The following is a 1,938-nucleotide window of genomic DNA, read 5'->3' as shown; positions in this document are numbered from 1 at the left end:
AAGAGATAGAATTTACCGAAGATGTTGGATGGGAATAATATAAAAAATTATCGAATTATTTTATTGTAGGTTGGGTGAAGGCTTTGCGTAACCCAACATTTTATTCAATATTTGAAACGTTAATTTTTAGCTATTTAAGTAATTTAAATAATTTCTGTTTTCTTGATATCATGCGTTGGGTTACGCTTTGCTCCACCCAACCTACGAGGGATTGCGATCCCACTAAACTTATACAAGTCATAAAAAATGTTATTGGGTTTCGCTTCGTTTCACCTAATTTATGCTCTGACTCTTTCGTTTTTTAATTGAATCTCAGCAAAATAAAGCTATGAAAGCAGTAAAATCTTGATTTTAAAAATCGGAATAGATAACTTGATTACCCCTCTAACTTAAATATGCAATCAACTTGTGTAATTTCCACTCCACCGAAACACTAAGTTTTCCTGACTGTCCTCATTTTTCTCTTCACTTTTGTCGATGAGGCTTTGGTTATTCTTCTCTAATTCCTGCATATACTGCCTGAGTATACCTCCAACTGCGATCGCTCTACTTTTGTGTAGTTGACGTGTTAACTCTAGAAACCATTCTTTGTCCGCAACTAAATCAGATTCCTTAACCTGGTATTTAAGGATTTCGGGAATTAATGCCTTTGGATCGTGATGTTTTGCGATCGCGCTAACATGAGCTATTGGCTGATAATCAACCCGTAAGCATTGCTGCCATAATTCAACCCATTTTGCTTGGGAAATGTAGCCATGACTAAAATATGAAGGCTGTACTATTGCCAAAATATGTAAATGCGGATGTGCGGAAATCCCATCTTGACCTTTAGTTACTTCAACTGATTTTATCCAACCTTTAACAGACCAAGATTTTAACTCTGTTAACCGTTTAAAGGCTTTATTCATCCAATCTATCGTAAGTCGTAATTCTTTTATATTGCAATTTTTGACTGTCAATGTGATGAACAGCCAACGATATTTCGGATAATCAGCAATAACCTGTGGCAAAATTTTATAAGCCTTTGCTTTCCAGATTAAACTTCTTCGCCATTGACAAACTGGGCAATGACGAACCCGGCAAAATTGTGCATTCAATAAATTCAATTGGAGAGTATCTTTTGATTCTTCTAGTGATAATCCAAACTCCAACCATTCGGAACATTTTTTAACTCGCATCGCATAACGTTCAAAAGAACCTTCGCTAGCATTCATATAATATTTGGATATGCGATCGGCATTTGCTTTGTGCTTATCCCAAGTTTTACCGACTTTAGAAACATCGCATAAATTAATTTGATTTTTATCTTCTTGATTTATAGGTACATGATGACTACATATCGAATCATTGCTATTTTCGGAAAACACTAAAAAACCCTGATGTACTATGCTTGACAATCCAAACTAACACACAGTATTAATATTGTTTTTCAGTATTTATACATAAACAGAATAATTGTTACCAGCAGTTATCTTAATTAAATCGCAACATTGGCTAGAAACGGATATATATTCGCGATCGCACTCCTAGACTATTACTCCCATGTTGAAACTAAACGCAACGCATCGGGAATTTCCCCCTGGGTAATTGGAAACTCCAAAACAGTCTCTCGATAACCCAAATAACCCGACTCAGTAAAAGACATCAACATTCTTCCCAGAGCAATCCAAATTTCCGATTCATATTCCCAATCACGCTGACGAGATGCTTGTCCTGCAATTGATTTGAGTGCCCAAAAATAACTATTTCGTACTACAGAACCACCTTTTTTATATCCAGGTAAATCTTCGTGATGTAAAAATAGTAAATCGTCTTCAATTCTGGCACGCATAATTAATAGTTAGGAGTTTTGAGTTAGGAGTTAGAAATTAATTATACTAAAAACAGTGAAAAACTGAAATTCTTAAGCCTCTCACCTTAGCAAGGGGAGAGGTATGG

The 1,938-nt window shown here is 35.5% G+C and carries 2 protein-coding genes; both read right to left on the bottom strand.

The features are described from left to right. Positions 1 to 401: 401 nt before the first annotated feature. Positions 402 to 1,367, bottom strand: a complete 966-nt coding sequence (locus CK510_RS29830) for a protein rep (RefSeq protein WP_245912514.1) — start codon at positions 1,365 to 1,367, stop codon at positions 402 to 404. Between the two features lie 167 nt (positions 1,368 to 1,534). Next, complete coding sequence (locus tag CK510_RS29825) at positions 1,535 to 1,831, bottom strand: hypothetical protein (protein WP_095725049.1); 297 nt, start codon at positions 1,829 to 1,831, stop codon at positions 1,535 to 1,537. Between the last annotated feature and the right edge of the window lie 107 nt (positions 1,832 to 1,938).

It is taken from the genome of Brunnivagina elsteri CCALA 953 (genome assembly GCF_002289455.1).
Taxonomy (GTDB): Bacteria; Cyanobacteriota; Cyanobacteriia; order Cyanobacteriales; family Nostocaceae; genus Brunnivagina; species Brunnivagina elsteri.
Note: the sequence above shows the minus strand (reverse complement) of the source record. Positions and strands in the feature narration are given on the sequence as shown.

Coding starts and splice junctions, on each gene's coding strand:
- CK510_RS29825 (WP_095725049.1), bottom strand. CDS start 1,831: ATGCGTGCCAGAATTGAAGACGATTTACTATTTTTACATCACGAAGAT.